Genomic DNA, 25235 nt, shown 5'->3' on the forward strand with positions numbered 1-25235 from the left:
TGGGCGTCGTGGACGAGGGGCGCCGGCCCCGGGGCTGCGGACGGCGCGATCCGCCGGCCGCCGCCCGTAGCGGCGGAGGGAGTGGTGATGGCGATCGACACCGGAATGTTCGCAGTCGCAGCTCTGGACTCGGAGGGCGCGAGAGACCCCTCCGTCGTGGGGGCCAAGGCGGCCAACCTCGCGCGGTCCGCGGCGGCCGGCCTGCCCGTGCTGCCGGGCTTCGTACTGGTGGCGTCCGACCGGGCCCCACGCGCCCCGGCCGGGCACCAGGCGCTGCGGGCAGCCTGGCGCCAACTCGGCGGAGCCGAACGCCCCTTGGTGGTGCGGTCCTCCTCCGTCCACGAGGACACCGAGGCCTCCTCCATGGCCGGCCGCTTCACCTCCGTCCTCGACGTACGCGGCTGGGAGCCCTTCACCGCCGCCGTGGAGCAGGTGCTCGACTCCGCGGCAGACCCGGCGGCGGAGGCGGGCGAGGACCCCCTGCACGACATGGCCGTCCTGGTGCAGCCGATGCTCAGCTCCACCGCGGGCGGCGTGATGTTCGGCGCCGACCCCGTCGAGGGCCGCTACGACCACATCCTGGTCAGCGCCGTGGACGGCGGCCCCGACCAGCTGGTCGACGGCAGCACCCAGGGCGTGCGCTACCAACTGACCCGCCACGGCCGCCTCCTGCGGACCGAACCCGCGCTGCCCCGCGGCCGCGGCCCTCTCGGCCGGCAGCGGCTGAACCGGCTGGTGCGCCTGGCCCGCCGTACCGAGAAGGTCCACGGAGCCCCGCAGGACATCGAGTTCGGCTTCGACGGCGACGGGCGGCTGTGGCTCTTCCAGGCCCGGCCGATCACCGCCATGGCGGCCCGGCCCCGCCGCGGCGCCCGCCTGCTCGGCCCCGGCCCGGTCGCCGAGACCCTGCCCGGCGTCCTGCAGCCGCTGGAGGAGGACCTGTGGCTCGCCCCGATGAACCGCGGCCTCGCCCTGGCCCTGGACATCGCCGGCGCCGCGCCCCGCCGCAAGCTGCGCCGCCTGCCGGTCGCCACCACCGTGGACGGCAGGGCCGCAGCCGACCTGCGCCTCCTGGGCGCGGTGCCACCCGCGCACCCCGTGCTCACCTTCATGAACCCCGCCCCCGGCGCCCGGCGCGCCGCGGCCGCCTGGCGGGTGGGCCGGCTGCGCACCGCGCTGCCGCTGCTGGCCCGCAACCTGATGGCCGAGGTCGACAAGCAGCTGCACGACCTGGCCGAACCCCGGCAGATGCTCGGCGGCGAACTGCTGTCCGCCGTCGCCTGGGGACGCGAGGTGCTGGCCTCGCTGCACGCCCAGGAGTCGCTGGCCGGAGCCCTGCTCGACACCGACACCGGCAGCACCGCCGCGGGCGAGGCCCTGGCCGTGCTCGCCGAGGGCCGCCACGGCGGCAGCACCGACGAGGAACTGATCGCCCACCACCCCGTCCTGCTCGCCCTGGTGCCGCCCTCACTCGACGGCTCCGCGTCCCTGCCCGCGCAGGCCGGCTGGAACGGGGTGCCGCGCGGCATCGGCTTCCTATCGGTACGCGAGGGGCTGCGGCTGCGCATCCGCTGGGTGCAGGAGATGCAGGCGCGGATGGTGCGCGAGATGGGCATCCGGATGGACGAGCGGTGCGCGGCCGGCGAGCGCGGCCGGATCGCGCTGCTGCGGTGGGGCGAGCTGGTGACCTCGGCCGAGGGCGGGGCGCGTCCCGCCGACCTCGCCGAGCGCGTACCGCGGCCGCGGACCCCGCCGCTGCCTGCCGCGTTCCGGCTCGCCGGTGGCCGCCCGCAGGCCGTCGCCGCCCGGCCGCGCCGCCGCTTCCTCGGGCTGCCGGGCCGCGGCGAGGCCGCCGGTGCCGCGGGGCAGGAGGGGCAGGGCGCCGGCGGCGGGTACGGCACCGGCACCGTGTGGGACGGCCGCGGCGAGCGTCCGGCCGGCGCGGTGCTGGTCACCGGCACCCTCGACCCCGCGCTCGCCCCGCTGCTGCCGGGGCTGGCCGGACTGGTCGCCGAGACGGGCAGCGTGCTGTCGCACCTGGCGGTGCTGGCCCGCGAGTACGGGGTGCCGACCGCTGTCGGCGTGCCGCGGGCGCTCGCGCGGTTCGCCCCGGGAACGGTGGTCACCGTCGACGGGGCGACAGGGGCGGTGCGGGCGGTGCCGGGGGAGCCGGCGGGCTCGGTGGGTTCGGTGGGGGCGTCGTCGCAGGCCGAGCCGCTGCCGGGCGGTCCCCTGGCGGACGCACCACAGGCAGGCGGGCCCTCCGCGGGCGGACCCCGGCCGGACGAGAGCCTGCCTCACGGACCCGTGCCCGAGGCGTCCCTGCCGGGCGGACCTCCGCCGGACGGACTCTTGTCGGACGCGTCCCTCCCGAACGGACCCCTGCCCGACGCGTCCCTGCCGAGCCCGCCGCCGGCAGGTGACCGTACGGGCGGCCTCGACGGGGCCGATGCCCGTGGGGCGCAGGGCACGCGGGCCAAGGGGGCGGCGGCATGAGGTATGTCAGCTACCTCTTCGGCGGCCTGTCCACCCTCGCGGCCGCCATCTACCTGGTCGTCTACCTCTACCGCTGGGAGTGGCAGCGGGCCGTGCTCTGCGGGGTGCTGCTGCTGGCCGTGGAGGGCTTCCTCGTCTGCGCGCTGCTGCTCGGCAGGATGGCGCGGCTGGAGCGGCGGCTCAACGACAGCGACGCCCGCGCCGACGAGATCCGCCGCACCCTTGAACACTCCCGCGACCAGGCCAACCCGCACCCCTTCCGCTGGCTCGGCACCGACCACCGCGAGAGCGGCGGCACCCGCACCTTCGTCTTCGTCCCCATGCTCATGGTCACCGGCGCCGCCCTGTCCGGCGTCGCCTGGGTGATCCAGAAGATAGCCGCCGCCACCGCCAGGCCCGGCGCCGAACGCCACCTCGCCGGACGCCTCGCGCCCCTCGCCGCCCCGGCGGGCGGCGTACTCGGCGTCGTCCCGCGCCCCGACGACCGGCCCGCCGTGCCGCCCGCCCGCCGACTGCGCCCGGCGCTGGCCGCGGTCGGCAGCGTGGCCGCGGTCGCCCTGCTCGTCTGGGGCGTCCACGCCCTGGCCGACGCCACCGAGACCCGCGAGGAGGTCCGGCCCAGCGCTGCCGCCACCACCGTGGTCTTCCAGGTCCGGGTGCACGGCGCCGCCGGCCCGGCGGCACGGGACCTGGCCGCGCGCGACCTGTGGGAGGGCTGCCGCCGCTCGACCTCCAGCGTCAGCATCGACGCGAGCCTGGGCTCGCTGTCCGACGGCGTCTACGCCGGGGTGGTGCGCCCCGCGCTCAGCGCCCACGACGCGATGCGGCTGCGCGGGTGCCTCACCGACGCCAGCGCCAACCGGGTCCGCGCCAAGATCCTCGGCACCGGGCAGGCCGCACTGCCGCACTGAGACCGCCTCGACGGGTGCCAACCGCCGCACCGCCGAGAGGCGTTCACCTCACCCCGGTAGCCTGCGGGGGCGGGCCGCCCTGCCGGACAGGCAACGACGGCCCCCGTCCCCGGCCCCGTCCTGGCGGTGAAACCAGCGTGTCCGAGCACAGCGTCCCCTCCCTGTCCGCCCTGCTGCCCGCACCCGCGGCACCGCAGCCACCCTCGGCAACGTGGCGCCGGCCCGCCCTGCGCGCCGCGCGGGTCCTGCTCTCCTGCCTGCTCGGCTACGGCCTGCTGTGGGCCGCATCCGCGGGCGGCATGCTCGCCCTGTCCCAGTGGGCCCGGCACGACGCCCCGGCGGGCCACCGGACCCCCGCCGGCATCAACCACTTCCTGCGCGTGGACGCCAAGCTCTACCGCGGCTCGGCCCCCACCGCGGCCGGCTACCGCGAACTCGCCGACGACGGCGTCACCACCGTCGTCGACCTGCGCGCCGAGGACCTGTCCGCCCGCGAACTCGCCTTGCCCGCCCACGCCGGCCTCACCGCCGTCCGGCTGCCCGTCCGCGACGGCCAGACCCCCACCGAGCACCAGGTCGACACCTTCCTGCGGGTCGTCCGCGACGCCCCCGGCCCCGTCTTCGTCCACTGCGGCGCCGGCGTCGGCCGCACCGGCGCCATGACCGCCGCCTACCTCGTCCGCACCGGCCAGGCCACTTCCGGCCGGGCCGCCCTGCGCACGGTGGCCGTCGGCCCGCCCTCCATCGAGCAGGTCTACTACGTGCTGCACGCCGGCCGGCACACCAGCGCCCAGCCGCCCCTCCTGGTCAGCGGCATCAGCCGCCTTCTGGACGCCCCGCGGCGGATCGCCGCCTCCCTGTGACGGCGGTCACGGCCCCCACAGGGCCCCGTTCCGTGCCGATGGGGACCCGCGCGCCAGGGCATGGCAGGCTTGGCACAGCAGCAAACAGCAGGACGAGCGCGCCGGCGACCGGGCCGGCCGACACGACCGGAAGAAGCGGAGCGTCAAGGTGCAGCGCTGGCGGGGCTTGGAAGACGTTCCCGGCGACTGGGGTCGCAGCGTCGTCACCATCGGTTCGTACGACGGGGTGCACCGCGGCCACCAGCTGATCATGGGCCGGACGGTGGAGCGGGCCCGCGAACTCGGCCTGCCCTCCGTCGTCGTCACCTTCGACCCGCACCCCAGCGAGGTGGTCCGCCCCGGCAGCCACCCGCCGCTGCTCACCGCCCACCACCGCCGCGCCGAACTCGTGGCCGCCCTCGGTGTGGACGCCCTGCTGATCCTGCCCTTCACCACGGAGTTCTCCAGGCTCACGCCGAGCGAGTTCGTCCGCGCGACCCTCGTGGACGGCCTGCACGCCAAACTCGTCGTGGAGGGCCCCAATTTCCGCTTCGGCCACAAGGCCGCCGGCGACGTCGACTTCCTCTCCGCCCTCGGGCTGAAGTACGACTACGACCTGGAGGTCGTGGACCTCTTCGTCCGCGGCGAGGCCGGCGGCGGCGAACCCTTCTCCTCCACCCTCACCCGCCGGCTCATCGCGGAGGGTGACGTCGCCGGGGCCGCCGAAGTGCTCGGCCGCCCGCACCGCGTCGAAGGCGTCGTCGTCCGCGGCGCCCAGCGCGGCCGCGAACTCGGCTACCCCACCGCCAACGTCGAGACCCTTCCGCACACCGCCATCCCCGCCGACGGTGTCTACGCGGGCTGGCTCCACGTCGAGGGCGAACCCATGCCCGCCGCCATCTCCGTCGGCACCAACCCCACCTTCGACGGCACCGCCCGCACCGTGGAGGCCTACGCCATCGACCGCGTGGGCCTCGACCTCTACGGCCTCCACGTCGCCGTCGACTTCCTCGCCTATCTGCGCGGCATGGAGAAGTTCGACACCATCGAGGCGTTGCTGGAGCGGATGGCCGACGACGTCAAGCGGGCCCGCGAACTCCTGGAGACCACCGAGGCCCCCCAGATCTGACCCGTCCCTCGCGTCACCCGGGACGGACCAGGCGGGTCTCGTAGGCGAACACCACCGCCTGCACCCGGTCGCGCAGTTCGAGCTTGACCAGGATGCGGCCGAAGTGCGTCTTCACCGTCGCCTCCGCGAGGTGGAGCGTCTCCGCGATCTCCGAGTTGGACAGCCCCCGTCCCACCTCGACCAGCACCTCCCGCTCCCGCGCGGTGAGCCGGGCGAGCCGCTCGTCCTCCCCGCGCCCCGCCCCGTCCTCCTTCGACGGCAACTGGTGCGCGAACCGCTCCAGCAGCAGCCGCGTCACGCGCGGCGCCACCACCGCGTCCCCCGCCGCCACCGCCCTGATCGCCCCCAGCAACTCCTCCGGCAGCGCGTTCTTCAGCAAGAACCCCGACGCACCCGCCTTCAGCCCGGCGAACGCGTAGACGTCCAGGTCGAACGTCGTCAGGATCAGCACCCGCGATTGCGGACACGCCTCCACGATCCTCGCCGTCGCCTCGATCCCGTCCATCCCCGGCATCCGCACATCCATCAGCACCACATCGGGCCGCAACGCCCGCGCCTGCCGTACCGCACCGGCCCCATCGCCCGCCTCACCCACCGGCACTATGTCCGCCTGCGCGTCCAGCACCATCTGGAACGCCATCCGCAGCAGCGGCTCGTCGTCCACCAGCAGCACCCGGATCGGCCCGCCGCCCTTCCCGCTCCCTCCGCTCTCCTGCCCCGGCTCGCTCCGCTGCGCCGGAACCGCCGCTCCCGGACCGGCTCCCACCGCCCCGGCGCCCTCCGCGCCGGCCACGGATGGATCCGACCCCCCGCCCTCGCCCACATCCGCCGACCCGCTCATCACACCTGCCTCCCTCACACGTCCTCGGGCGCCGACAGACTCAGCATCGCCACCACCTGCCAACCACCACCGGGGCGCGGACCCGCCGACAGACGGCCGCCGTACGCCGCCGCCCGCTCCCGCATCCCGGCCAGGCCATGGCCCACCGCGCCCTCCCGTCCCGCCTTCGCCGCCGGCATCCCAGCTCCGTCGTCCACCACGACCACCACCAACTCCTCGCGCCCGCAGACCAACCGCACGTCCGCCCGCGCCCCCGCCGGCGCGTGCTTGAGCGAGTTCGTCAACGCCTCCTGCACCAGCCGGTACACGGTGAGCTGCGCGGCCACCGGAACCGTCGCCGTCTCACCCGTCACTTCCAACCGCGTCGGCAGCCCCGCCGCTCGCACCTGCTCCACCAGTGCACCCAACTGCGCGATGCCCGGCATCGGATGGCGCAGCGCGTCGGGTTCGTCGTCCCGCAGCACCCCGAGGAACCGTCGCATGTCGGTGATCGCCTGCCGTCCGGTCGATGACGCCTGCCGCATCGCCGCCGCGGCCCGCTCCGGCGAACGCTCCACCGCGAACGCCGCCCCGTCGGCCAGCGCGACCATCACCGACAGGTTGTGCGTCACGATGTCGTGCATCTCCCGGGCGATCCTGGCCCGCTCGCCGGCCACCGCCAACTGCGCCCGCTGGTCCCGCTCACGCTCCAGCCGCACCGCCCGGTCCTGCAGGTACTCCACCTGCCCCCGCCGTGTCCGCGCGTTGGCCCCTATCACCCCGGCCGCCGTCGCCATCGCCGACAACGACACAAAGGTCGCCAACCCCCGGTCTTGCAACGACCACCGCACCGTCGCCAGCCCGATCCCTCCTTCCAGCACCCCGAACGCCACCAGCGACCTCACCCCGCCCCTGCGGGACGCCATCGCGTACATCGCCAGCAGCAGCGTCGCATCCGCGGGGCTGTGCACATCCACCAGCCACTGCACGAACGCCACCGCGGCCAACCACGCGAACACCCACTCCGGCGCCCTCCGCATCCGCCCCAACGGCAGGGTGAACGCCGCGATCAGCAGCAGCGCCTCCACCGGATGACGCTGTACCTCATGGCGCTGCAGTCCGATGAAGAACCCGAACAGCGTGAGCGCGACCGCCCACTCCAGCGACCCGTACAAGGTCGCGATCAGAGTCCCGGCCCGCCGCAGCAGCCACCCCTCCACTCCCGACAACCCGGGCCACTTCTCCTCCGGCCCCGCCCCCTCGCCTGCCTGCTCGGCCGGCTCTTCGGCGTGGCTCCCCGCAGCGACCGGTCCAACTGCCCGGGCCACCCGGGCGGGTGCGGGAAGCACGGCCTTCCCGACTGCACTCCTCACGCGTCCCGGCGCTTCAGCAGGACCGCCGCCCCAGCGAGGGCCGCCAGGGTGTACGCGCAGAACAGGACGAAACCGGGCCATGGGTGCAAAGTGTGGTCGACGTGGTGCACCGCCATCAAGGACTGCCCCGCAGTGCTCGGCAGCCATGGGCTGATCGCGTTGTTCCACGACGTGGGCAGCGCCTCGGCCAGCACCGGCAGGATCAGCAGGACCCCGAAGACCGTGGCTATCCCGCCCGCCGTGTTGCGCAGGATCGCACCCACGGCGACCCCGAGCAGCCCGACCACAGTCAGATACAGCCCCGTGCCGAACACGGCCCGCGCCACACCGGGATCGGTCAGCGACACGCCTATGTGCCGTGAGGCGAGCAGCCCTTGCCCGACGAGGAACGCCACCAGCGCGGCCGCCGTCATCAGCGCCCACACCACCGCGGCGTACAGCGCCGCCTTCGCCCACAGCACCGGCAGCCGCCGGGGTACCGCGGTGAGCGAGGACCTGATCATCCCGGTCGCGTACTCGCCGCTGAACATCAGCACCCCGAGCACGCCTATCGCCAACTGGGCCAGGAAGTACCCGCGCAGGTTGGTCTGCACCGGGTCGAAGTGATGTTGCTCCTGCGCGGACATCGACGGCCATCTGCTCGCCGAGATGATGCAGAACAGCACTCCGAACCCCACCAGTGCGGTCACCGACCCGATCAGCGTCCAGAACGTGGACCGCAGCGTCCGCAGCTTGATCCACTCCGCGTGCAGCACCCGCGCCTGCGTCACCTGGCCGCGCGGCGCCCCTGCCGTACCCGGGTGCGCACTGTCGCCGACCGGGCGTGTGTCCATGGCGACGCTCATGCCGCCACCTCCTCGTCCACCATTGCTGCGTCGGGCGTCTGGAACTCCACCGCGTCGCGCGTCATCTCCATGAACGCCTGCTCCAGCGAGGCGTGTTGGGGGACCAGCTCGGCGAGCGCGATCCCCTCGTCGGCCGCCAGCCGGCCTATCCGGTCACTGCTGATGCCGGAGACGATCAGGACCGTCCGCTCGTCGCTGGTCACGGAGACACCTGGACCGGCCAGCAGCGGCCGCAACCGGTCCGCCTCCTCGCTGCGCACCCGCACGGTGTGCCCCGACGCGTTGCGCACGAACTCCTCCACCGAGGTGTCCGCTATCAGCCTGCCGCGGCCGATCACGATCAGATGCTCGGCGGTGAGCGCCATCTCCGACATCAGATGCGAGGAGAGCAGGACCGTGCGCCCCTCGGCGGCGAGGTCCCGCAGCAGCGTGCGAATCCACAACACCCCCTCCGGATCCAGGCCGTTCACCGGCTCGTCGAGCACGAGGGTGGCCGGATCGCCGAGCAGGGCACCGGCGATGCCGAGGCGCTGGCCCATGCCGAGGGAGAAGCCGCCGACCCGCTTGCGGGCCACCTCGCGGAGCCCCACCAGGTCGACCACCTCGTCCACCCGGCGGCGCGGGATGCCCGTGGTGGCGGCGAGCGCCAGCAGATGGTGGTAGGCGCTGCGGCCGGTGTGCACCGCCCGCGCCTCCAGCATCGCGCCGACTTCGCGAAGGGGCGCGCGGTGTTCCGCGTACTGCTTCCCGTTGACCGTCACACGGCCGGACGTCGGACTGTCCAGGCCCACGATCATCCGCATCGTCGTGGACTTCCCGGCCCCGTTCGGACCGAGGAAGCCCGTGACGGCGCCGGGCCGCACGGTGAAGCCGAGATCCGACACGGCGGTGCGTGCGCCGTATCGCTTGGTGAGCGCGTGTGCTTCGATCATCGCGGGTGTCCTCGGGCCGTGGCCGGTGAGCGGGATTCTCCTGACGCTCTCGATCCTCCCGGCCGGCCCGGCCTGCGACGACAGCCTGCGGTTTGATTCCTCCGACGCCCGGTGCGCCCTCGGGCGGACCCCTTGTACGACCCCCGTCGTACGCCGTGCGGTGTCTCGAATAAGCCTTCGGTCTGTCGGCCCTTGACCCGCCAGGTCACGCGGGCGGGCCCGGTGGGGCCTGACCGGTCCGGTGAACGCAAGGCCGGGGCCGGCCCGGGGCGAGCGGCCCGGCTCCCGGCGGACAGCACGAGGGCCGCCGCCGTGACCCCGCACGGCGGCGGCCCCACGGCCTGCCCGATCCTGCTCTGCGTTGTTCGCCTGCTCTTCTGTCCCCGATCTTCGCGTCGGCTACTGCGGGGGCGGCGGGAAGCCGTAGCCCTGCTGGTCCTGCCCGTTCTGGCCCGGCTGACCCTCCGGAGCCGGCTGTCCCGGCTGGCCGAACTGCCCCGGTTGCCCCGGCTGGCCCGGTTGCTGCGGCCAGCCCTGCTGCGGCTGCGGCGCCTGCGGGTTCGGCGACTGGGGCTGGAACGGCTGCGGCCCCACCCCCTGCGACGCCGGCGGATACGGACTGGGCGCGCCCTGCGGCGCCGCACCGTACTGGCTCGGCGGCGTCTGGCCCGGCTGCATCGGCTGCCCGTACGGACCGGGCTGTCCCGGCTGTCCGGGAGCCTGCGGCTGTGCCCCAGGTCCGGCCTGTCCGGGTTGCCCGTACGGCCCGGGCGCACCGTAGGGCCCGGGCTGCCCGGGAGCAGGAGACTGTGGCTGTCCCGGCGCCGGGTACCCGGGCATGCCCTGGCTGCCGTCGGGCGCCGGAGCACCGTAGGGCCCCGGGGCGCCGTACTGCTGCGGCATCGGCCGGCCGGGCATCGGCGGGGCCTGCACCGGCGGCGGGTTGGAGCCGTTCTGCGTCCACAGGCCCTGCGCCTGCTGCGCCCGCACGAAGTCCTCGGCCACCATCGCGGACAGGTTGAAGTACGCCTCGCGGGTCTTGGGCCGCATCATGTCCAGGTCGACCTCGGCGCCCGCCGCCAGGTGCTCGTCGAAAGGCACGACCTGGACCCCGCGGCAGCGCGTCCGGAAGTGCGACACGATGTCCTCGACCTTGATCATCTTCCCGGTCTCGCGCACCCCGGAGATCACCGTGATGCTGCGCGCGACCAGCTCGGCGTAGCCGTGGGCGGAGAGCCAGTCGAGCGTGGTGCTCGCGCTGGAGGCACCGTCCACGGAGGGTGTCGAGACGATGATCAGCTGGTCGGCCAGGTCGAGCACCCCGCGCATCGCGCTGTAGAGCAGGCCGGTGCCGGAGTCGGTGAGGATCACCGGGTACTGGCGGCCGAGCACGTCGATCGCCCGCCGGTAGTCCTCGTCGTTGAAGGTGGTCGAGACGGCCGGGTCCACGTCGTTGGCGATGATCTCCAGGCCGGAGGGCGCCTGCGAGGTGAACCGCCGGATGTCCATGTAGCTGTTGAGGTACGGGATCGCCTGCACCAGGTCGCGGATGGTCGCGCCGGTCTCCCGGCGCACCCGGCGGCCGAGGGTGCCCGCGTCCGGGTTGGCGTCGATCGCCAGGATCTTGTCCTGCCGCTCGCTGGCCAGGGTGGCGCCCAGAGCGGTGGTGGTCGTGGTCTTGCCCACGCCGCCCTTGAGGCTGATCACCGCGATCCGGTAGCAGGAGAGGACCGGTGTACGGATCAGCTCCAGCTTGCGCTGCCGCTCGGCCTCCTCCTTCTTGCCGCCGAGCCGGAACCGGGACGGCTGGGCGTTGGCTCCGGGCTTCCTCGCCTTGGGCTGGTTGCGCAGCAGACGGTCGGAGGAGAGTTCCACCGCGGCCGTGTAGCCGAGCGGGGCGCCCCCTTGCGCCGTGCGCTGCCGCTGGTCGGGCGTCACCGTCGGCCAGCCGCCCGCCCTCGGGTCCACGGGAGCGGTGGGCGCGGGCGGCACGGCCGCCTCGGGGACCGCGGGCTGCTCCGGCTGTCCGGGCTGCGCCGTCGGAAGGCCCTGCCCCTGCGGCGGCTGCTGTCCCGGCTGCGGGAAGCCGTACGCGCCGTGCTGCGGCAGCGGCTGCAGCGGTGCCACGTCGCCCTGCTGCCGAGCGCCCTGGCCGGGGAAGCCGTATCCGCCGTTGTCCCCGGGCTGCTGACCCGGCTGCTGCGGGGCGGGTGCGATGCCGCCGGGCGCAACGGGCTGCTGGGCGAGGCCCGCCGGCCCTGGACCCTGAGGTGTGCCGGCCTCTATGGCGGGCGGAACGTGCGCGGGTGGCTGCGGCGCCTGCGGGCCGGGCGCAGCCGGAGGGAAGCCGCCCGGCTGCCCGGGCTGCGGTCCCTGCCCGATCGGCGCGCCCGCTGCGGGAAGCGGGTCGCCCGCCTGCGCGCCCTCGGGCGCCGGAGGCGCCGGGAACCCGTAACCGGCAGGCGCGGGCGGCTGGTTGCCCCCTTGGGCGGGCGGCGTGCCGGGATGGCCCTGGGGGAAACCGTAGGCGCCCGGATTCCCCGGTTGGGCGCTCTGCGGCGCGGGAGCCGGCACAGGGGAGGCCGCACCGTACGGGCCGGGCGTCTGCGGCTGGTTGCTCTCCGGGGCCGCCGGACGCGGGAAGCCGTAGCCGCCCGGCGCAGCCTGTTGGTCGGCGGCCTGGGCGCCCGGCTGGCCGTGCGGGAAGCCGGAGGAACCCTGGACACCGGGCTGAGCGCCTTGCGGCGTACTGGGAGTGGCGGGAGGCGCGCCATAGGGGCCCGCGGCCTGCGGCCGGTCGGCCGGCTCGGCGTTCTCGGGCGGCTGCGGGAAACCGTAGGAGCCCGGCGTCGCGGGGACGCCGGTGGGCGGCGGGAAGTCGGTGTTCCGGCCGCCCGGCTGGGCCGGCGCCTGCGGCGGGTGGCCGGCGGCACCCTGGGCCGGCGGTGGCACGGAGGCGGCGGGCGCGCCCTGGGGTGGGGGATAGGCGCTCTGCGGCTGCGGCTGCGGCTGTTGGGCCGGGGCGGGTGCGGCCTCGGCCCGCTGGAACTGCGGCGGGAGCGGCGGCATGGGCCCGCTCGGCGCCGCCGGCGTCCAGGGCTTGGCGTCCGCGGGCGGCGGGGGCAGCGGCAGGGGCGTCCAGACCGGCGCGCGCTTCTCGGGCTTCGCGTCCTCGGGCGCGGCCTCCCCGCCCGCCGTGTCCGCCTTGTCCGCCGGGGCCGGTGCGGCGTCCTCCGGCTGCTTGTCCACGGGCTTCGGGTCCTCCAGTTTCTCGCCCGCCCGCTCCTCGATCTCGCGCCGCAGGGCGGCCGCGGAGAAGCGCACGGTGGCGTCCGGGGCCGGCGCGGCGTCCTCCGGCTCGCGTGACGGCTCGTCGGTCGCGCCCGGCTTCGACAGGGGTACGGAAGGCGGCGCCGCCGAGGGCGCGTTCTCGTCGTCGGGGCTGATCGGTGCGGCCGGGACGGACGGCTGCCAGGACGGACGGTCCTCCACCGGCTCCGCGTCCGCCGAGGGGGCCGCCGGAGCGGCGTCGGACGGCTCCTCCGAGGGGAAGTCCGAGGAGGAGGACGACGCCAGCGACGGAGCCCCGGACCACGGACGGTCGGAAGGCCCGTCCACGGGCCCGGCGGTGTCCGCCGCCAGGGGCGCGGATGAATCAGCGGACGGTTCCGCGGGTGAATCGGCCGCCCAGGACGCGGGCTTGGCGTCCTCGGGCTCAGGTGTGTCGGGCGCAGAGGTCGGCCGGGGCGGCACCGAGGACGCGGACCATGACAGTCCGTCCTCCTTGGCGGCGACCTCTTCCCGCGGTGTGTCCGAGGTGCTCTCGTCGCCGAACGCAGCCTCATGGGCGGGCGGTTCGGGGTCGCGTGCTTCGGGCGCGGCCGAGGGCGCGGGGCGCGCCGCAGGGATGGAGGGCACCGAAGCCGCCGACCGGGACGACGCGTCGGCGTCCACCCCGGCGCCGGAGCCGGCCGGCGGGCTCGGCAGCGGAGGCAGCGAGGTCGCCGACCACCGGGGTTCCTCGGACGTCCCCGTGGACGGCGCGGACCGCAGGAAGTCCGGCAGCCCCGCCGCATCCAGCGCACCACCGGAACCGGCGGCGCCGATCCGGTCCGTGAGCCCCGAACTCCCGCTCGCCGCCGGAGAGTCGGAGGTATCCGTCCCCTCCGGGGCTCCTGCGGGGCCGTCCTCCTCGGCGCTCTCGTCCGCTTCGTCGTCCGCGGGCGTGCCCGCGGGCATGTACCAGGCTGAGAGCCGCGGTCCGAGACTGAACTCCCCTGTGTAGTCCATCTCGGACCGGTCCTCGACAGGGCCGGCCCCGCCCACGCGGCTGTCGTCCCGATCGCTGCTCACAATGCCTCCCGCTCTGCGTCGGGGAGTTACTCGTCGCCGACTCCCCGCCCCGTCCGCGGCGGGCGGTGTCTTCGCTACGTCCGCCGCTCCTGCCGCGCTCGACCGACAGCCTAATCGCCGGTGTGCGTCCGCCGTCAGGCCGTCCTGTCCCGCTTCTGCCCCGGTTTCGTCTTTCCCGCCGCCGCACGACCGGACACCAAGGGGGCGCCGCAAGGTGCGTGACACCAGGGGCGCTTGCCCGTACGCAGGTACGACGCGTATACGATCGTTCCCATGCGTCCCGGGCGGATCATCTTCCTCAACGGCACATCCAGTTCGGGCAAGTCGAGCATCGCCCGCGAACTCCTCGCACTCCTTGACGGCGACCCTTACTTCCACTTCGCCGTCGACGGCTTCAACGCGATGCGCGCCGCGAAGGAGGACGCCCCCTCCGACATCGACACCATCCTGCGGCGTACCCGGATGGGCTTCCACCGCGCCGTCGCCGGCATGGCCGCCGCCGGGAACAACCTGGTGGTCGACCACGTGCTCAGCGAGCCCTGGCGCCTGGAGGACTGCCTGAGCGTCCTCGCGGACCTGGAGGTCTTCCTGATCGGCGTGCACTGCCCGCTGCCGGAACTCAAGCGCCGTGAGGAGGCCCGCGGCGACCGCCCGCCGGGGCTGGCCGCCTACCAGTACACCAGAGTGCACGCCCACGAGGTGTACGACTTCGAGTGCGACACCGGCACGGCCTCACCGCGCGAGTGCGCCGAGCTGATCAAGGAGTACGTGGAGTCACGAGTGGCGCGCAGCGAACCGCCCACGGCCTTCCGCCGGCTGCGCGCCGCAAGGGCGGCCAGGGCGTCCCGCCTCCCTGGAAGCGCACCGGACGCGGGGCGACCCGCGAGTAGGGACCTCATCCCGGGCTGGTACCCTGGGTGACGGCCACCGGTGTGCATGCACCCGGTGAGCCGTGCCTCGCGAGTCATGTGAGAATCCCCCGCGATGAAGACCGGGGGCGCTCGGAGGCCCTGACACCCAGAGGAGTCCGTATGTCGCTCGACGTCGAGACGAAGAAGCAGATCATCGCCGAGTTCGGCACCAAGGAGGGCGACACCGGCTCCCCCGAGGTCCAGGTGGCCCTGCTCTCGCGCCGGATCTCGGACCTGACCGAGCACCTCAAGACCCACAAGCACGACCACCACTCGCGTCGTGGTCTGCTGATCCTGGTCGGCCAGCGCCGCCGCCTGCTGCAGTACCTGGCGAAGAAGGACATCACGCGCTTCCGTGAGCTGCGCGAGCGCCTCGGCATCCGTGCCGGTGCGGCGGGTGTCCGCTAGGACGTCCGACAGGGAGCGGTCCCGGTGAACGGGGCCGCTCCCTTTTCTGTATATCCGGATGTACCGGTGGAAACCGGACATCCGCCGGCAGCTCATCGTACCGGGCCGCGGGTTGTGCACAGGACGTGCGGGACCCGGGCGGCGTCTGGTGCAATGCTGCTGTTGACAACGAACGAGGAGGAGCGTCCTCCTTTCCGCCGCACACGCCGGTCCTCGGTAGTGGCCTCCGGGCGGTAGCACCCCCGGCGGCTTCGATCGAAGACCGGCCCAGGCAGAAGGACGCCCCTCCACCGACGGCCCGCCAGGGACACGCCCTGCGGGCAAGGACGAGGAGAATTCCCATAGTGGAGAACGAGACCCACTACGCCGAAGCCGTGATCGACAACGGCGTCTTCGGCACCCGCACCATCCGCTTCGAGACGGGCCGCCTGGCCCGTCAGGCCGCCGGCTCCGCCGTGGCCTACCTGGACGACGACACCATGGTGCTCTCGGCCACCAGCGCCTCGAAGCAGCCCAAGGAGCACTTCGACTTCTTCCCCCTCACGGTGGACGTCGAGGAGCGCATGTACGCCGCCGGCCGCATCCCCGGCTCCTTCTTCCGCCGCGAGGGCCGCCCCTCCGAGGACGCGATCCTGACCTGCCGGCTGATCGACCGCCCGCTGCGCCCCTCCTTCGTCAAGGGCCTGCGCAACGAGATCCAGATCGTCGCCACCATCATGGCGCTCAACCCCGACCACCTCTACGACGTGGTCGCCATCAACGCCGCCTCCTGCTCCACGCAGCTGGCCGGCCTGCCCTTCTCCGGCCCCATCGGCGGTGTCCGGGTCGCGCTGATCCGCAACCAGTGGGTCGCCTTCCCCACCCACACCGAGCTGGAGGAGGCCGTCTTCGACATGGTCGTCGCCGGCCGCGTGCTGGACGACGGCGACGTCGCGATCATGATGGTCGAGGCCGAGGCCACCGACAAGACCATCCAGCTGGTCGAGGGCGGCGTCGACGCGCCGACCGAGGAGGTCGTGGCCGCCGGCCTCGAGGCCGCCAAGCCGTTCATCAAGGTGCTCTGCAAGGCGCAGTCCGAGCTGGCCGCCAAGGCCGCCAAGCCCACCGCCGAGTTCCCGATCTTCCTGGACTACCAGGAGGACGTGTTCGAGGCGCTGGAGGCCGCGGTCACGGACGAGCTCGCCCAGGCGCTCACCATCGCCGGCAAGCAGGCCCGCGAGGCCGAGCTGGACCGGGTCAAGGGCCTGGCCGCCGAGAAGCTGCTGCCGCAGTTCGAGGGCCGCGAGAAGGAGATCTCCGCCGCGTACCGCTCGCTGACCAAGAAGCTGGTGCGCCAGCGCGTCATCCGCGACAAGGTCCGCATCGACGGCCGCGGCGTCACCGACATCCGCACCCTGGCCGCCGAGGTCGAGGCGATCCCGCGGGTGCACGGCTCGGCGCTGTTCGAGCGCGGTGAGACCCAGATCCTGGGCGTCACCACCCTCAACATGCTCCGGATGGAGCAGCAGCTCGACACGCTCTCGCCCGAGACGCGCAAGCGCTACATGCACAACTACAACTTCCCGCCGTACTCCGTCGGCGAGACCGGCCGCGTGGGCTCCCCCAAGCGCCGCGAGATCGGCCACGGCGCCCTCGCCGAGCGCGCCCTGATCCCGGTCCTGCCGACCCGCGAGGAGTTCCCCTACGCGATCCGCCAGGTCTCCGAGGCGCTGGGCTCCAACGGCTCGACGTCGATGGGCTCGGTCTGCGCCTCCACCATGTCGCTGCTGAACGCCGGCGTGCCCCTCAAGGCGCCCGTCGCCGGCATCGCCATGGGCCTGATCTCCCAGGAGATCGAGGGCGAGACGCACTACGTGGCGCTCACCGACATCCTCGGCGCCGAGGACGCCTTCGGCGACATGGACTTCAAGGTCGCCGGCACCAAGGACTTCGTCACCGCCCTCCAGCTCGACACCAAGCTGGACGGCATCCCGGCGTCCGTCCTCGCCGCGGCCCTCAAGCAGGCCCGCGACGCCCGGCTGCACATCCTCGACGTGATGATGGAGGCCATCGACTCCCCGGACGAGATGTCCCCGAACGCGCCGCGGATCATCAGCATCAAGATCCCGGTGGACAAGATCGGCGAGGTCATCGGCCCCAAGGGCAAGATGATCAACCAGATCCAGGAGGACACCGGCGCCGACATCTCCATCGAGGACGACGGCACGGTGCTCATCGGCGCCACCGAGGGCTCCCAGGCCGAGGCCGCGCGCACGATGATCAACCAGATCGCCAACCCGACCATGCCCGAGGTCGGCGAGCGCTACCTGGGCACGGTGGTCAAGACCACCACCTTCGGCGCCTTCGTGTCGCTGATGCCGGGCAAGGACGGCCTGCTGCACATCTCGCAGATCCGCAAGCTCGCCGGCGGCAAGCGCGTGGAGAACGTCGAGGACGTCCTCGGCGTCGGCACCAAGGTGCAGGTCGAGATCGCCGAGATCGACCAGCGCGGCAAGCTGTCGCTGGTCCCGGTCATCGAGGGCGAAGACGGCGAGGACGACGCGAAGGACGAGTCGGCCCAGTGACGACCCGCTCCACCGCCGCGACGGCCCGCCCCACCACCAAGGGGCGGGCCGTCCGCACGCGGACCCTGCTGCCGGGCACCGACGGCACCGGCACCGTACGGCGCTCCGTGCTTCCCGGCGGCCTGCGCGTGGTCACCGAGACCCTGCCGACGGTCCGCTCGGCCACCTTCGGCATCTGGGCCGCGGTCGGCTCCCGCGACGAGACACCAATCCTCAACGGTGCCACCCACTACCTGGAGCACCTGCTGTTCAAGGGCACCTCCCGGCGCAGCGCGCTCGACATCTCCTCGGCGATCGACGCCGTGGGCGGCGAGATGAACGCGTTCACCGCCAAGGAGTACACCTGCTACTACGCCAGGGTCCTCGACACCGACCTGCCGCTGGCCATCGACGTGGTCAGCGACATGCTCACCGGCTCCCTGATCCGCCAGGAGGACATCGACGCCGAGCGCGGCGTCGTCCTGGAGGAGATCGCCATGACCGAGGACGACCCGGGCGACCAGGTGCACGACCTGTTCACCACCGCCCTGCTCGGCGACACGCCCCTCGGGCGGCCCGTCCTCGGCACCGTGGAGACCGTCAACGGCCTCACCCGGGACCAGGTCGCCCGCTTCTACCGCAAGCACTACGACCCCACCCGGCTCGTCGTCGCTGCCGCGGGCAACATCGACCACGCCCTGGTGGTCCGCCAGGTCCGTCGGGCCTTCGAGCAGGCAGGCGCCCTGCACGACCCCGACGCGGCCCCCGTGCCGCCGCGCTCGGGCAGCCGCACCATCAAGGCAGGCGGCCGCACCGAGATCCTCGACCGCCGCACCGAGCAGGCCCACCTCGTGCTCGGCATGCCGGGCCTGTCCCGCACCGACGAGCGCCGCTGGGCCCTCGGCGTCCTCAACGCGGCCCTGGGCGGCGGCATGAGCTCGCGGCTCTTCCAGGAGGTCCGCGAGAAGCGCGGCCTGGCGTACTCCGTGTACTCCTACACCTCCTCCTACGCCGACTGCGGCATGTTCGGCGTCTACGCCGGCTGCCAGCCGGGCAGGGTCACCGAGGTCCTCACGATCTGCCGCGACGAACTCCGGCAGGTCGCCGAGCACGGCCTGGACGACGACGAGCTGCGCCGCGCCATCGGCCAGCTGTCCGGCTCCACCGTGCTGGGCCTGGAGGACACCGGCGCCCTGATGAACCGGATCGGCAAGAGCGAGCTGTGCTGGGGCGAGCAGTTGTCGGTGGACGACATGCTCGCCCGGATCGCCGCCGTGACCCCGGACGAGGTCCGCCAGGTCGCCCGCGATGTACTGGGGCAGCGTCCCTCGCTGGCCGTCATAGGCCCGGTGAAGGACAAGCAGGCCGCGCGCCTGCAGGAGGCCATCGCGTAACGTCCGGGCGGGCGGGTGACACCCGCCCGCCCGGGGACGCGGTCCTTGCCGCCGCGCGCCCCGCCCACACCCGTTGCGAACCGTTCGACCCCGGAGGACTCCCCAACGATGAGCAAGCTGCGAGTGGCCGTCATCGGCGCCACCGGCCGGATCGGCTCCGAGGCGGCCCGCTCCGTCGAGGCCGCCGACGACCTCGACCTGGTCGCGTCGCTCGGCCGCCACGACTCCCTGGACACCCTCACCGAGGCCGGCGCCCAGGTCGCCGTGGAGCTCACCCACCCCGACGCCGTGATGGGCAACGTCGAGTTCTGTGTCCGCCACGGCATCCACACCGTCATCGGCACCACCGGCTGGACACCCGAGCGGCTGTCCACCCTGCGCGGGTGGCTCGACGCGGCACCCGGCACCGGCGCGCTCATCGCCCCGAACTTCTCCATCGGCGCCGTGCTGACCATGCGGTTCGCCCAGCAGGCGGCCCGCTGGTTCGAGAGTGTCGAGGTCATCGAACTGCACCACGACACCAAGGCCGACGCCCCCAGCGGCACCGCCACCCGCACCGCCCAGCTGGTCGCCGCCGCCCGCAGCGAGGCCGGCCTGGCCGCCCAGAAGGACCCCACCACGCACGGCCTGGACGGCGCACGAGGCGCCGACGTCGACGGCGTGCCCGTGCACTCGGTGCGGCTGCGCGGCCTGCTCGCCCACCAGGAGGTGCTCTTCGGCGGCACCGGCGAGACCCTCACCATCCGGCACGACTCCCTGCACCACAGCAGCTTCATGCCGGGCGTCCTGCTGGCCGTGCGCACCGTGCCGGGCGTGCCGGGCCTGACCTTCGGCCTGGAGCACTTCCTCACCGAGCCGCAGGGCGCAGGCCCGCAGCAAGGGGCGTGAGATCCGTGCGCGCGAAGCTGAGCTACACCGTCTCCGCGGTCGTCCTGGTCTTCTACTTCGTGCTCGTCGGCGAGCGCGGCGTGCTGCTGATCGCCGACGGCCGCCCGGTCACGGTCGCCTTCGGCGTCGCCGTCCTGGTGCTGCCGCTGATCGGCGCCTGGTTCCTCTGGCACACCACCCAGTTCGCCCGCCACGCCGGACGCCTGGGACGCGAGCTGGAGGCCGAGGGCGGCCTCCCGGTCGACGAGCTCGTCCGCACCCCCAGCGGCCGCGTGGACCGCGCCTCGGCCGACGCCGTCTTCGAGAAGCGCAAGGCCGAGACGGAGGCCGCGCCCGACGACTGGCGCAACTGGTTCCGCCTCGCCGTCGCGTACTTCGACGCCCGCGACACGCCGAGGGCCCGCAAGGCCATGCAGCGCGCCATCGCCCTGCACGACGGTCGTCCCGTCCGCTGAACCCGCCGCAGGCGGTCCCCGGGGGCCTCGAGCGGCCTCCCGGGGCCTTCTCGGTGGAGGGCGGGGTGCGCCGCCTCAGCGCAGTTCGAGCGCCCAGCCCTCTATGGCGTCCGCGGCGATGTCGAACGCCTCCACCCGGCCCAGGAAGTCCGCGTTGTGGTCGGTCATCAGCGGCTTGAGCGGCCCGCCGCGGCGCACGATGACCAGCGCTTGGCCCTGGACGCTGCGCGGCAGCCCCAGTACGCGGACCGGCTGCTGCGCCGTGCGCACCGAGGTCACGTGCTGCCAGGGCACGGTGACCGTGGCGAAGTACCCCACCTGGCGCAGCCCCTTGCCGCTCAGCCACACGCCCATGCGCAGCAGCCGCAGCGTGCCGGCGATCACCAGGACCGCCAGCAGCACCAGCACCCCCGCACCCTCGACGCTCTTGGCCGCGGCCATGATCAGGGCGGCGAACAGCAGGTAGGCGGCGAGCATCAGGGCCAGCGCCGCCACACCGACCCGCCACGGCCCCGGCCGGTACGGGCGCATCCAGCGGTCGTGCACGTCGTGCGGGAGCGGCCGGCCGGTGACGTCGAGGTCGTCGTTCGCGGGGGCGGTGGCGGAGCGGAAGGGCAGGGACACGCGCAGATTCCTCTTCGGTTCCGTCTGGTGCGGACTATGACCGGTGAGGCTATCCGCCCCGGCCACGGGCGCCAACCTCCGGGTCCGCCGCGCCGCCTGCGGCGGGCTGTCGTACCCACCCCCTAGGGTGGACGGCGCACGTCAGACAACAGGAAGGACCTGCCGGTGTCCACCCAACCGCCGCCCACGGAGTCCGCCGCCGCCCCCGTCCGCTTCCGTGACGACGTCGGCGTCGAGCTCGTCAAGCACAGCGCGTCGGACTCCGACGTCCTGTGGGCGGCCCGCGTCTCCACGGCAGGCGAGCAGTCCCTCGAAGAGCTCACCAAGGACCCGGAGCGCTCCCGCGGCCTGATCAACTTCCTGATGCGCGACCGCCATGGCAGCCCCTTCGAGCACAACTCGATGACGTTCTTCGTCACTGCGCCGATCTTCGTCTTCCGCGAGTTCATGCGCCACCGCGTCGGATGGTCGTACAACGAGGAGTCCGGGCGCTACCGGGAGCTGCAGCCGGTGTTCTACGTGCCGGCGGCGGACCGGAAGCTGGTGCAGCAGGGGCGGCCGGGGAAGTACGAGTTCGTCGAGGGGACCCCTGAGCAGCGCAAGGCGGCGGTCGCCGCCATGGAGGAGTCCTACGCGCAGTCGTACGCGGCCTACCAGGAGATGCTGGCCGCAGGGGTGGCCCGCGAGGTGGCGCGGGCGACACTGCCGGTGGGGTTGTTCTCCTCGATGTACGCGACGTGCAACGCCCGCTCGCTCATGCACTTCCTCGGGTTGCGCACCCAGCACGAGCTCGCCCGGGTGCCGTCCTTCCCGCAGCGGGAGATCGAGATGGTCGGCGAGAAGATGGAGGCGATCTGGGCGGAGCTGATGCCGCTCACCCATGCCGCCTTCAACGCGAACGGCCGAGTCGCACCGTAGAAGATGTCCGAAGTGTTCGGATTGCAGGCATTCGCGTAGTTCCTCTACGCTGCAGAAACGGACTCCGGTGCTGCTTGAACCCCCGAGCAGGCAGCGCCGGAGTCCTTACCGAAGGCGCCCGGGTACCACATCCGCAGGTCCCACGGCTGCGCCGCCCGTCATCCACCAAGTACCGTGGGACGCATGGCTCCGACCTCCACCCCCGCCGCCCCCTTCGGGCGGATGCTGACCGCCATGGTCACGCCGTTCACCGCCGACGGCGCTCTCGACGTCGAAGGCGCCCAGCAGCTCGCCGCCCACCTCGTGGACGCCGGCAACGACGGCCTCGTCGTCAACGGCACCACCGGAGAGTCGCCCACCACCACCGACGACGAGAAAGACCGGCTGGTACGCGCCGTCCTCGAAGCCGTCGGCGACCGCGCCCACGTCGTCACCGGAGTCGGCACCAACGACACCGCGCACAGCACCGTCCTCGCCCGCCGGGCCGAGCAGGCCGGCGCCCACGGCCTCCTCGCCGTCACGCCGTACTACAGCAAGCCCCCGCAGGAAGGGCTGTACCGGCACTTCACCGCCATCGCCGACGCCACCGGCCTGCCGGTCATGCTCTACGACATTCCCGGCCGCAGCGGCGTCCCCATCGAGACCGACACGCTGGTCAGGCTCGGCGAGCACCCCAGGATCGTCGCCAACAAGGACGCCAAGGGCGACCTCGGCGCCTCCAGCTGGGCCATCGCCCGCAGCGACCTGGCCTGGTACTCCGGCGACGACATGCTCAACCTGCCGCTGCTCTCCATCGGCGCGGTCGGCTTCGTCTCCGTCGTCAGCCACCTCGCCACGCCCGAGCTGCGCGCCCTCCTGGACGCCCACGCCGCCGGGGACGTCGCCAAGGCCGCCGAGATCCACCAGCGCCTGCTGCCCGTCTACACGGGCATGTTCCGCGCCCAGGGCGTGACCACCGCCAAGGCCGCCCTGGCGCTGCGCGGACTGCCCGCAGGCCCGCTCCGCCTGCCCCTCGTCGGCCTCGACGAGGCCGCGACAGAGCAGCTCACGAAGGATCTCGCCGCCGGCGGGGTACATCTGTGAGCACACGGACTTCACAACTGAACAGGCACTGAAAGACCGGAACGGAAATACCGCACACCGAAGAGACTGTGTCGCGCAGCCACGAGCCCCTCATGGGGCCCTGTGGCGTGCGCGGTAGGGAGAAACCCTTTGAGCCATCCGCACCCTGAACTCGGCCCCCCGCCGCCACTCGCCGAAGGGGGCCTGCGCATCACCCCGCTCGGCGGCCTCGGCGAGATCGGCCGCAACATGACGGTCCTGGAGTACGGCGGACGCCTGCTGATCGTCGACTGCGGTGTCCTCTTCCCCGAAGAGGAGCAACCCGGGGTCGACCTGATCCTCCCCGACTTCAGCTCCATCCGCGACCGGCTGGACGACGTCGTGGGCGTCATCCTGACCCACGGCCACGAGGACCACATCGGCGCCGTCCCCTTCCTGCTCCGCGAGAAGGAGGACATCCCGCTCATCGGCTCCAAGCTCACCCTCGCGCTGGTGGAGGCGAAGCTCCAGGAGCACCGGATCCGGCCGTACGCGCTGGAGGTCAAGGAGGGCGACCGCGAACGGATCGGGCCCTTCGACTGCGAGTTCGTCGCCGTCAACCACTCGATCCCCGACGCCCTGGCCGTCGCCATCCGCACGCCCGCCGGCATGGTCGTCATCACCGGCGACTTCAAGATGGACCAACTGCCCCTCGACGGGCGGCTGACCGACCTGCCGAGGTTCGCCCGGCTCGGCGAGGAGGGCATCGACCTGCTCCTCGCCGACTCCACGAACGCCGAGGTCCCCGGCTTCGTGCCGCCCGAGCGCGACATCTCCGAGGTGCTGCGGCAGACCTTCGCCAAGGCCAAGAAGCGCATCATCGTGGCGAGTTTCGCCAGTCACGTGCACCGCATCCAGCAGGTGCTGGACGCCGCGCACGCCCGCGGCCGCAAGGTGGCCTTCGTCGGGCGCTCCATGGTGCGCAACATGGGCATCGCCCGCGACCTCGGCTACCTCAAGGTGCCCGACGGCCTCATCGTGGACGTCAAGGTGCTGGACGACCTCCCGGACGAGCAGGTGGTGCTGGTCTGCACCGGCTCCCAGGGCGAGCCCATGGCGGCCCTGTCCCGGATGGCCAACCGCGACCACCAGATCCGCATCGTCGAGGGCGACACCGTCATCCTCGCCTCCTCGCTCATCCCGGGGAACGAGAACGCGGTCTACCGCGTCATCAACGGCCTTACCCGGTGGGGCGCCAACGTCGTGCACAAGGGCAACGCCAAGGTGCACGTCTCCGGGCACGCCTCGGCCGGCGAGCTGCTGTACTTCTACAACATCTGCAAGCCGCGCAACCTGATGCCGATCCACGGCGAATGGCGCCACCTCCGGGCCAACGCCGAACTCGGCCAGCTCACCGGCATTCCCAAGGAGCGGTGCGTCTTCGCCGAGGACGGCGTGGCCGTCGACCTGGTGGACGGCGTCGCCAAGGTGGCCGGCAAGGTCGTGGCCGGCTACGTGTACGTGGACGGCCTCTCGGTCGGCGACATCACCGAAGGCTCGCTCAAGGACCGCCGCATCCTCGGCGAGGAGGGCATCGTCTCGGTCTTCGTCGTGGTGGACACCACCACGGGCAAGCTCGTCGGCGGGCCCAACATCCACGCGCGCGGATCCGGGATCGAGGACGAGGCGTTCGCTGCCGTCCTCCCCAAGATCGAGGAAGGGCTGTCCCGTTCGGCCTCCGACGGCGTCCTGGAGACGCGCCAGGTGCAGCAGCTCATCCGGCGCACGGTGGGCAAGTGGGTCTCCGACACCTACCGCCGCCGGCCGATGATCCTGCCGGTGGTCGTGGAGGTCTGACCGCGATTCGCTGACGCCTCGTCAACAACCTGACGTCGCACGGGCCGCCGGATTTGCATCCGGCGGCCCGCTCCAGTACGTTGGCACAACCGCCTCGACGAGACACGCGGGAACGTGTGTCCTCGAAAAGGGGCTGGTAATTCCGACCGGAAAGCATCTGCTAAAGTCGGAGACACAACGAAGGGAAAGCCCGGAGGGCGCCGGTGACGGTGGCCGATGGCAGCTTCCGTTCCTTGAGAACTCAACAGCGTGCCAAAAGTCAACGCCAGATATGTTGATACCCCGTCTCTTGGAGATTTGTTCTCTCTGAGACGTGGTTCCTTTGAAGAAGAAACACAGCGAGGACGCTGTGCACCTGGGGATTATTCCTTCCCGGGTGCCGCTCTCGTGATGTGTGACCGGATATCCGGTAGGCATTCACGGAGAGTTTGATCCTGGCTCAGGACGAACGCTGGCGGCGTGCTTAACACATGCAAGTCGAACGGTGAAGCCTTT

19 protein-coding genes and 1 rRNA gene are annotated in these 25235 nt (G+C 72.9%); 14 read left to right on the forward strand and 6 right to left on the reverse strand.

All coding sequences use genetic code 11. The annotated features are described in order from the left end of the window. Positions 1-87 precede the first annotated feature (87 nt). The 4 genes from BLR33_RS28955 to BLR33_RS28970 all read left to right on the forward strand — a co-directional run bounded on the left by BLR33_RS28955 (position 88) and on the right by BLR33_RS28970 (position 5378). Positions 88-2496, forward strand: a complete 2409-nt coding sequence (locus tag BLR33_RS28955; protein ID WP_107408930.1) for a PEP/pyruvate-binding domain-containing protein — start codon at positions 88-90, stop codon at positions 2494-2496. Next, positions 2493-3407: a hypothetical protein gene (locus BLR33_RS28960; RefSeq protein WP_093787594.1), complete on the forward strand. Its 915-nt coding sequence runs from the start codon at positions 2493-2495 to the stop codon at positions 3405-3407. Before BLR33_RS28955 ends, BLR33_RS28960 begins: the two co-directional genes overlap by 4 nt. 137 nt (positions 3408-3544) lie before the next feature. Beyond that, entirely contained in the window at positions 3545-4270 is a 726-nt protein-coding gene (locus tag BLR33_RS28965) for a phosphatase domain-containing putative toxin (protein ID WP_245771735.1), read from the forward strand. 148 nt (positions 4271-4418) lie between these two features. After that, a complete protein-coding gene (locus tag BLR33_RS28970) occupies positions 4419-5378 on the forward strand; it encodes a bifunctional riboflavin kinase/FAD synthetase (RefSeq protein WP_093787595.1) in 960 nt (319 codons plus the stop codon). Between the two features lie 13 nt (positions 5379-5391). Here the strand turns inward: BLR33_RS28970 and BLR33_RS28975 are convergent, their stop codons facing one another. The 5 genes from BLR33_RS28975 to BLR33_RS28995 all read right to left on the reverse strand — a co-directional run bounded on the left by BLR33_RS28975 (position 5392) and on the right by BLR33_RS28995 (position 12744). Beyond that, on the reverse strand, positions 5392-6057 hold the full coding sequence (locus BLR33_RS28975) for a response regulator transcription factor (RefSeq protein ID WP_265737056.1): 666 nt from the start codon (positions 6055-6057) through the stop codon (positions 5392-5394). A 176-nt stretch (positions 6058-6233) separates the two neighbouring features. Beyond that, positions 6234-7418 carry a sensor histidine kinase gene (locus BLR33_RS28980; RefSeq protein WP_245771736.1) on the reverse strand — a complete coding sequence of 395 codons (1185 nt, stop codon included), beginning with the start codon at positions 7416-7418 and terminating at the stop codon, positions 6234-6236. A 149-nt stretch (positions 7419-7567) separates the two neighbouring features. Continuing rightward, the gene (locus BLR33_RS28985; RefSeq protein ID WP_245771737.1) at positions 7568-8416 is read right to left on the reverse strand and encodes an ABC transporter permease subunit; all 849 of its coding nucleotides are present in this window, start codon (positions 8414-8416) and stop codon (positions 7568-7570) included. Further along, positions 8413-9348, reverse strand: coding sequence for an ABC transporter ATP-binding protein (locus tag BLR33_RS28990; protein WP_093787596.1), 936 nt, complete (start codon positions 9346-9348; stop codon positions 8413-8415). The genes BLR33_RS28985 and BLR33_RS28990 overlap by 4 nt, the downstream gene beginning before the upstream one ends. Before the next feature lie 399 nt (positions 9349-9747). After that, a complete protein-coding gene (locus BLR33_RS28995) occupies positions 9748-12744 on the reverse strand; it encodes an AAA family ATPase (RefSeq protein WP_407639739.1) in 2997 nt (998 codons plus the stop codon). A gap of 1230 nt (positions 12745-13974) precedes the next feature. On the opposite strand from BLR33_RS28995, the gene BLR33_RS29000 reads away from it, so the two are divergent. The 6 genes from BLR33_RS29000 (at position 13975) to BLR33_RS29025 (ending at position 20300) form a co-directional block, all read left to right on the forward strand. Then, positions 13975-14622, forward strand: coding sequence for a chloramphenicol phosphotransferase CPT family protein (locus BLR33_RS29000; RefSeq protein ID WP_093787597.1), 648 nt, complete (start codon positions 13975-13977; stop codon positions 14620-14622). A 110-nt stretch (positions 14623-14732) separates the two neighbouring features. After that, positions 14733-15020: a 30S ribosomal protein S15 gene (gene rpsO / locus BLR33_RS29005; RefSeq protein WP_033173003.1), complete on the forward strand. Its 288-nt coding sequence runs from the start codon at positions 14733-14735 to the stop codon at positions 15018-15020. A gap of 344 nt (positions 15021-15364) precedes the next feature. Continuing rightward, complete coding sequence (locus tag BLR33_RS29010) at positions 15365-17584, forward strand: polyribonucleotide nucleotidyltransferase (RefSeq protein ID WP_093787598.1); 2220 nt, start codon at positions 15365-15367, stop codon at positions 17582-17584. Beyond that, positions 17581-18957 (forward strand): M16 family metallopeptidase, encoded by a 1377-nt coding sequence (locus BLR33_RS29015; protein ID WP_093787599.1) that lies wholly within the window; start codon positions 17581-17583, stop codon positions 18955-18957. Before BLR33_RS29010 ends, BLR33_RS29015 begins: the two co-directional genes overlap by 4 nt. Before the next feature lie 108 nt (positions 18958-19065). Then, positions 19066-19845 carry a 4-hydroxy-tetrahydrodipicolinate reductase gene (gene dapB, locus BLR33_RS29020; protein ID WP_093787600.1) on the forward strand — a complete coding sequence of 260 codons (780 nt, stop codon included), beginning with the start codon at positions 19066-19068 and terminating at the stop codon, positions 19843-19845. A 5-nt stretch (positions 19846-19850) separates the two neighbouring features. After that, a complete protein-coding gene (locus tag BLR33_RS29025; RefSeq protein WP_093787601.1) occupies positions 19851-20300 on the forward strand; it encodes a tetratricopeptide repeat protein in 450 nt (149 codons plus the stop codon). Positions 20301-20375: 75 nt separating this feature from the next. Here the strand turns inward: BLR33_RS29025 and BLR33_RS29030 are convergent, their stop codons facing one another. Then, positions 20376-20924 carry a hypothetical protein gene (locus BLR33_RS29030; RefSeq protein WP_407639736.1) on the reverse strand — a complete coding sequence of 183 codons (549 nt, stop codon included), beginning with the start codon at positions 20922-20924 and terminating at the stop codon, positions 20376-20378. Positions 20925-21089: 165 nt separating this feature from the next. On the opposite strand from BLR33_RS29030, the gene thyX reads away from it, so the two are divergent. The 4 genes from thyX to BLR33_RS29050 form a co-directional block, all read left to right on the forward strand. After that, on the forward strand, positions 21090-21842 hold the full coding sequence (thyX, locus tag BLR33_RS29035; RefSeq protein ID WP_093787602.1) for an FAD-dependent thymidylate synthase: 753 nt from the start codon (positions 21090-21092) through the stop codon (positions 21840-21842). 183 nt (positions 21843-22025) lie between these two features. Continuing rightward, a complete protein-coding gene (gene dapA / locus BLR33_RS29040; RefSeq protein ID WP_093787603.1) occupies positions 22026-22925 on the forward strand; it encodes a 4-hydroxy-tetrahydrodipicolinate synthase in 900 nt (299 codons plus the stop codon). Positions 22926-23054: 129 nt separating this feature from the next. Next, positions 23055-24740 carry a ribonuclease J gene (locus BLR33_RS29045; RefSeq protein ID WP_093787604.1) on the forward strand — a complete coding sequence of 562 codons (1686 nt, stop codon included), beginning with the start codon at positions 23055-23057 and terminating at the stop codon, positions 24738-24740. Between the two features lie 416 nt (positions 24741-25156). Then, positions 25157-25235: ribosomal RNA gene (locus tag BLR33_RS29050) — 16S ribosomal RNA — on the forward strand; the annotation flags it as partial.

The sequence above is a fragment of the Actinacidiphila guanduensis genome (assembly GCF_900103985.1).
Taxonomy (GTDB): domain Bacteria; phylum Actinomycetota; class Actinomycetes; order Streptomycetales; family Streptomycetaceae; genus Actinacidiphila; species Actinacidiphila guanduensis.

Bases quoted from the DNA above. Each gene is read 5' to 3' on its own strand.
- rpsO (WP_033173003.1), top strand. From the start codon at position 14,733: ATGTCGCTCGACGTCGAGACGAAGAAGCAGATCATCGCCGAGTTCGGC.
- BLR33_RS28985 (WP_245771737.1), bottom strand. From the start codon at position 8,416: ATGAGCGTCGCCATGGACACACGCCCGGTCGGCGACAGTGCGCACCCG.
- BLR33_RS28960 (WP_093787594.1), top strand. From the start codon at position 2,493: ATGAGGTATGTCAGCTACCTCTTCGGCGGCCTGTCCACCCTCGCGGCC.
- dapB (WP_093787600.1), top strand. From the start codon at position 19,066: ATGAGCAAGCTGCGAGTGGCCGTCATCGGCGCCACCGGCCGGATCGGC.
- BLR33_RS28955 (WP_107408930.1), top strand. From the start codon at position 88: ATGGCGATCGACACCGGAATGTTCGCAGTCGCAGCTCTGGACTCGGAG.
- dapA (WP_093787603.1), top strand. From the start codon at position 22,026: ATGGCTCCGACCTCCACCCCCGCCGCCCCCTTCGGGCGGATGCTGACC.
- BLR33_RS28990 (WP_093787596.1), bottom strand. From the start codon at position 9,348: ATGATCGAAGCACACGCGCTCACCAAGCGATACGGCGCACGCACCGCC.
- BLR33_RS29000 (WP_093787597.1), top strand. From the start codon at position 13,975: ATGCGTCCCGGGCGGATCATCTTCCTCAACGGCACATCCAGTTCGGGC.